Origin of the sequence: Arenimonas sp. (assembly GCF_019459675.1) — a bacterium.
Taxonomy (GTDB): Bacteria; Pseudomonadota; Gammaproteobacteria; order Xanthomonadales; family Xanthomonadaceae; genus Arenimonas.
The window spans coordinates 1-6332 of the sequence record NZ_JAIBFH010000466.1 but is presented as its reverse complement, the minus strand read 5'-3'; the positions used below and the strand labels follow the sequence as shown (position 1 = coordinate 6332).

Sequence of the window (6332 nt, the reverse complement as noted above, 5' to 3'; positions counted from 1 at the left end):
CCCCCCCCCCCCCCCCGCCGCGGCGCGGGGGGGCCCGGCGCCGCGCCCATCCACTCACTTGGGTGAAGAGCCGTTTTTTGATGCTGGCCTAGTGCGAGCGTTGGGCGGCGAAGAGGCCCAGGGTACGCAGGGCGTCGGCGCCGGGCAGGCCGGCCAGGGCGTCGGTCATGCGCTGGGCCTGGCGCGCGAGCTCGGTGCGGGCGCCGTCCATGCCCAGCAGGGAGGGGTACGTGGACTTTTCCTGGGCCTGGTCCTTGCCGGCGGTCTTGCCCAGCTGGGCGCTGTCGCCTTCGATGTCCAGCAGGTCGTCGCGGATTTGGAAGGCCAGGCCCAGCGCCGACGCGTACTCGTCCAGCGCGGCGATCACCGCCGGCGCAGCGCCGCCGGCCAGCGCGCCCATGCGCACGCTGGCGCGGATCAGCGCGCCGGTCTTGAGCGCATGCAGCTGCTGCAGCGCCGCGGGCTGAAGGCGCTGGCCGGTGGCGTCCATGTCCAGCGCCTGGCCGCCGCACATGCCCGCCGCGCCGGTGGCCTGCGCCAGCGTGGCCAGCCAGGCCACGCGCAGCGACGCGTCGCCGGGCGCGGCCGCCAGCAGTTCAAACGCCAGCGACTGCAGTGCGTCGCCGGCCAGGATGGCGGTGGCTTCGTCGAAGGCCACGTGCACCGTGGGCTGGCCGCGGCGCAGGTCGTCGTCGTCCATCGCCGGCAGGTCGTCGTGCACCAGCGAAAAGGCGTGGATCAGTTCGACCGCAGCGGCGGGCGCGTCCAGCAGGGTTTCATCGGCGCCCGCGGCGGTGCCGGCTGCGTACACCAGCAGCGGGCGCAGGCGCTTGCCGCCGCCAAGTACGGCGTGGCGCATCGCCGCGTGCAGGCGCGTGGGCGCCAGCGTACTGCGGGGCAGGGCGGTTTCGAGCCGGGCTTCCACGCGCTGCAGCCAGCGCGCGCGCTCCGCCTCAGGAAGCATCGGGCTGGAAGGCCTGGCCGCTGTCGGGATCAACCGGGTCGCTGAGCAGGCGCACGCGCAGCTCGGCTTGTTCCAGCGCGCCCTGGCACTGGCGGTAGAGATTCACGCCGCGCTCGTAGGCGGCCAGCGAATCGTCCAGGGTCAGGTCGCCTTTCTCCATCTTCTGGACCAACTGCTCGAGTTCATCGAGCGAGGTCTCGAACTGGGCGACGGGCGACGGCGGCGGTGCGGGGGTCTTGGCGGCCATGGGTGAAGTTTGCGCGGCCGCTTGGGGCACGGTCAATGCATGGCCGCATCAGGTGCTGGCCGGCAGCCGCTCCAGCCGCGTGCCGTGCTCGGCAAGCCAGCGGTGCAGCTGGCCCGAAAGCGCCACGTCGCCGGCGGCCAGCAGCGTGCCGTCGGGGGCAAACAGCAGCGGCAGGCGCGCGCGCTGCCAGGGCGGCACGCCCAGGTCCTGCAGCACGTGCTTGAGTTCGCTGGAATGGCTGCGGCCGGGCCGCACCAGCCGCACGCCGCCCACCCCCGCGCGCACCTGAAGCGGTGCGTCGAACGCCCGCGCCGGCGCCAGCTGCAGGCAGTCGCCGCCGGGCAGGGGCAGCGCCTGCGTGCCGTCCCAGGCGGCGCGCCAGTCGGCGGGCAGCGGCGGCTGTTGCCAGCCTGCGTGCAGCAGGTCGCGCCAGCGGTGGATTACCGCGCCCGACCACGCGAATTTCGCGCGCGCATCGGCGCGGGCCGGCATCAATTCGGCGCTGATGGTGCCCAGCGCCCGGGCCGACAGCATCGGCAGGCCCAGCTGCGCCGTCCAGCGCCGCAGCAGCCGGTGCTGCCAGTCCGGCGGCTGCGCCAGCAGCGCGGGCACCGACAGCGTGGCCGGGTCCGGCCCCTGCACCCGGGCCAGCCTGCTGGCGTCTTCGGCGGTCAGCAGGTCCTGCTGCGCGGCCAGCAGGCCGGCGCTGCGGGCGAAGCCGGCGTCCGCCTGCGGCCAGCGCTCCCGCAGCACCGGCAGCACGCGGTGGCGCAGGAAATTGCGGTCGTGGTGTTGGCTGGCGTTGGACGGGTCTTCGATCCAGCGCAGGCCGTGTTCCAGCGCATAGGCGTGCAGCTGCGACTGCGGCACCGCCAGCAGGGGCCGCCACAGCCAGCCGCGGCCGAACGGACGCAGGGTGCGCATGGCGCCCAGGCCGTCGCCGGAGCCGCGCAGCAGGCGCAGCAGCAGGGTTTCGGCCTGGTCGTCGCGGTGGTGGGCCAGGGCGATCAGCTCGCCCGGTGCCTGGTGGGCCGCGAAGGCCTCATGGCGCGCGTCGCGCGCGGCGGCCTCCAGGCCGTCGCTGCGGTCGCCTACGGTCACGCGCCGTGCCTGGAAGGAAACTCCCAGCCCGGCGCAGACGTCGCCGCAGGCCTGCGCCCAGTGCGCTGAATCGGGATGCAGGCCGTGGTCAACGTGCAGCGCACGCAGGCCGCGGTCGCGCAGCCGTGGATCCTGCGCCGCCAGATGCAGCAGCACCGTCGAGTCCATGCCGCCGCTGAAGGCGACCGTGACCGGGCCGTCAGCGGGCGCAGCGGGCAGGGTCAGCACCATGGCGCCTGCCTCCGGGCGCAGCCGCCGTGCGGGATGCCCGTGGCCAGGCGGCCGCGGGCGCCGGGGGTCATGCCGCCTCGTAGGCGCCGTAGCTGCGCAGGCGGCGGTAGCGGTTGTCGAGCAGGTCGGGCGTGGCGACCTGGTCCAGCAGCGCCAGTTCTTCCAGCAGCGTGGCCTTGAGCGTGGCGGCCATGGCCGCCGGGTCGCGGTGCGCGCCGCCCAGCGGTTCGGGCACGATGCGGTCGATCAGCTTGTGTTCGAACAGGCGCTTGGCCGTGAGGCCCAGGTTCTCGGCGGCGTCGCGGGCCTTGTCGGCCGACTTCCACAGGATGGACGCGCAGCCTTCCGGCGAAATCACCGAGTAGGTGCTGTATTCAAGCATCAGCGTGCGGTCGCCCACGCCGATGGCCAGCGCGCCGCCCGAGCCGCCTTCGCCGATCACGGTGCAGATGACGGGGATCTTGAGTTCGGCCATTTCCAGCAGGTTGCGGGCGATGGCTTCGGACTGGCCGCGTTCTTCCGCGCCCACGCCCGGGTAGGCGCCCGGGGTGTCGATGAAGGTGAACAGCGGCAGCTTGAAGCGCTCGGCCATCTTCATCAGGCGCAGCGCCTTGCGGTAGCCCTCGGGCCGCGGCATGCCGAAGTTGCGCTTGATCTTGGCCTTGGTGTCGCGGCCCTTCTGCTGGCCGATCACCATCACGGCGCGGCCGTCCAGCCGGGCCAGGCCGCCGACGATGGCGGCGTCGTCGGCGTAGGCGCGGTCGCCGGCCAGTTCGTGGAATTCATCGAACACCAGGCCCAGGTAGTCGTTGGTGTAGGGCCGCTGCGGGTGCCGCGCGAGCTGCGAGATCTGCCAGGGCGTCAGCGCCTTGAAGATCTCGGCGGTGCGCGCCCACAGTTTCTCCTGCAGGCCATTCACCTCGGTTTCGATGTTGACGGCCGGTCCGGTGCTGGCCTTGCGCAGTTCCTGGATTTTTGCGTCCAGTTCGGCGATGGGCTGTTCGAAATCAAGGAAGTTCGGGTTCATGCGGTTACTCGGTGAAGACGCCCGAGCCTGCGGCCGGCCGTCTAGAGCAAAGGTTCTAAGCGCGGGATTCTAGCGGGGTTGCGGCCCGGGGCCAAACCTCAGCCGCCCTGCTGCCAGGGACGGTGCAGCTGCAGGCTGACCTGGCTGACGCCGGGCAGGGCGCGCAGCTGGCTGATCAGCTCGGGGTCGGTGCGCACGCCCTGGCTGCCGTTCACCTCCAGCACGCCCCGGGCCTTGGCCGGGGTCAGCAGGTCCAGCCGCAGCGGCGTGGCGCCCGGGCGGAAGGCGGCCAGGATCGCCTGCAGCCGGTCCCAGGCGCCCAGGGCGCGCAGGTCCACGGTCAGGCCAAGGCGCCGGGCGTGCTGGGCGCACAGGGCGCGGAAGTCCCAGCACTGGCGCGCGCGCAGCACGAAGCCGCCCGAGAACTGGTCTTCGGCCAGGTTGCCTTCCACCAGCAGGATGCGGTCGCGCGACAGCAGGTGCCCGCACTCGGCAAACGCCTCGCGGAAGAAGGCCACTTCAAGCTGGCCGCGACCGTCTTCGATGCGGGCGAAGGCCATGCTGTCGCCGCGCCGGCGCACGCCGGTGACGATGCCGGCCAGCACCACGGCGGCTTCGCCGCGGCGGTCCTTCTTGGCGCTCCACAGGCTGTCCAGGTCGGCCAGGGTGACGCCCACCAGCGACTGCAGTTCGCCGCGCCAGGGATCGAGCGGATGGCCGCTGAGGTAGTGGCCCAGGGTTTCGCGTTCGCCCAGCAGCTTGGTTTCCAGCGGCCAGTCGGGCGCTTCGGGAAGCTCGAGGTGGATTTCCGGCACGTCGCCCGCACCGCCGAACAGCGACACCTGGCCGGCGGCGCGTTCGCGCGCCAGCTGGTCGGTGGCCTTGATCACTTCGGGCAGCTGCAGCATCAGCGAGGCGCGGTTGCTGCCCAGCGCGTCCAGCGCGCCGGCGTGCACCATCGCCTCGAGCACGCGGCGGTTGAGCTTGGCCGAATCCACGCGCCGGCAGAAATCGAGCAGGTCGCGGAACGGGCCGCCGGACACGCGCGCCTCGACGATGGACTCGCAGGCGCCGCGGCCCACGCCCTTCACCGCGCCCAGGCCGTAGCGCACGGTCTTGCGGTCGTTGGCGACGAACATGTAGTCCGACGCGTTCACGTCCGGCGGCAGCACCGACACGCCGATCTCGCGCGACTCTTCCAGGAACGTCACCACCTTGTCGGTGTTGTCCATGTCCGAGGACATCGTGGCCGCCATGAACTCGGCCGGATGGTGGGTCTTGAGCCACGCCGTCTGGTAGGCGATCAGGGCGTAGGCGGCCGAGTGCGACTTGTTGAAGCCGTAGTCGGCGAACTTTTCCATCAGGTCGAAGATGGGGCTGGCGACGTCGGCGTGGATGCCCTGGGCGGCGGCGCCGCTCTCGAACTTCACGCGCTCCTTGGCCATTTCCTCGGGCTTTTTCTTGCCCATCGCGCGCCGCAGCAGGTGGGCGCCGCCCAGCGAATAGCCGGCCAGCACCTGGGCGATCTGCATCACCTGCTCCTGGTAGACGATCACGCCGTAGGTGGGCTTGAGGATCGGCTCGAGCAGTGGATGCGGGTAGCTGACCTGCGCGCGGCCGTGCCGGCGGTCGATGAAGTCGTCCACCATGCCCGCGCCCAGCGGGCCGGGGCGGTACAGCGCGGCAAGCGCGATCAGGTCTTCGAACACCTGCGGCTGCAGCTTGCGGATGTACTCCTTCATGCCGCGCGATTCGAACTGGAACACCGCGGTGGTCTGGCCCTTGGACAGCAGCGCGTAGGTGTCCGGGTCGTCCAGCGGCAGCGCCAGGATTTCCAGCGGCGGCACGTCGGCGGCTTTCCGCCTGACGTTGATGGCCTTCACCGCCCAGTCGATGATGGTGAGCGTGCGCAGGCCCAGGAAGTCGAACTTCACCAGGCCCACCGCTTCCACGTCGTCCTTGTCGAACTGGGTGACCACCGATTTGGCGGTTTCGCCCTTGGCCACGTGTTCGGCGAACAGCGGGCTGAAATCGGTGAGCGGCGTGGGCGCGATCACCACGCCGCCGGCGTGCTTGCCGGCGTTGCGGGTGAGGTCTTCCAGGCTGCGCGCCAGGTCGATCAGGTCGCGCACGTCGTCTTCGTCGCGGTAGCGCTGGGTCAGCTCCGCCGACGCCAGGTCGCTGTTTTTCTTCGCCGCCTCGCTCAGGCCCAGCGCGTCTTCCAGCGTGACGCCCAGGGTGAGCGGGATGAGCTTGGCCACCGAGTCCACGAACCCGTACGGATAGCCCAGCACGCGGCCGCAGTCGCGTACGGCGGCCTTGGCGGCCATGGTGCCGTAGGTGATGATCTGGCTGACCTTGTCGCGCCCGTACTTGCGGCCCACGTAGTCGATGACTTCGTCGCGCCGGTCCATGCAGAAGTCGATGTCGAAGTCGGGCATCGACACGCGTTCGGGATTCAGGAAGCGCTCGAACAGCAGGTCGTAGCGGATCGGGTCGAGGTCGGTGATGCCCAGCGACCACGCCACCAGCGAACCCGCGCCCGAGCCGCGGCCCGGGCCCACCGGGATGTCGTTGCGCTTGGACCAGTTGATAAAGTCGGCCACGATCAGGAAGTAGCCGGGGAAACCCATCGTCAGGATCACGCCCAGCTCGATGTCCAGGCGTTGGCGGTAGGCCGGCTCGTCGTGGCCGTCGGCCATCTCGAATTTCGCCAGGCGGTCGCTCAGGCCCCGGTGCGATTCCTCGCGGATCCAGCTGTC

5 protein-coding genes are annotated in these 6332 nt (G+C 71.2%); all 5 read right to left on the bottom strand.

Annotated features, from left to right (window positions below; translation table 11 throughout):
* Positions 1 to 88: 88 nt before the first annotated feature.
* Positions 89 to 964 carry a polyprenyl synthetase family protein gene (locus K0M70_RS15320; protein ID WP_290783423.1) on the bottom strand — a complete coding sequence of 292 codons (876 nt, stop codon included), beginning with the start codon at positions 962 to 964 and terminating at the stop codon, positions 89 to 91.
* On the bottom strand, positions 954 to 1211 hold the full coding sequence (locus tag K0M70_RS15315; RefSeq protein ID WP_290783420.1) for an exodeoxyribonuclease VII small subunit: 258 nt from the start codon (positions 1209 to 1211) through the stop codon (positions 954 to 956). Before K0M70_RS15315 ends, K0M70_RS15320 begins: the two co-directional genes overlap by 11 nt.
* Positions 1212 to 1259: 48 nt before the next feature.
* Positions 1260 to 2543, bottom strand: coding sequence for a tRNA lysidine(34) synthetase TilS (gene tilS / locus K0M70_RS15310; protein WP_290783417.1), 1284 nt, complete (start codon positions 2541 to 2543; stop codon positions 1260 to 1262).
* Positions 2544 to 2610: 67 nt separating this feature from the next.
* Entirely contained in the window at positions 2611 to 3570 is a 960-nt protein-coding gene (locus K0M70_RS15305; protein ID WP_290783414.1) for an acetyl-CoA carboxylase carboxyltransferase subunit alpha, read from the bottom strand.
* Positions 3571 to 3668: 98 nt separating this feature from the next.
* The coding region (gene dnaE, locus K0M70_RS15300; RefSeq protein ID WP_290783411.1) for a DNA polymerase III subunit alpha at positions 3669 to 6332 on the bottom strand (2664 nt) is incomplete at its 5' end.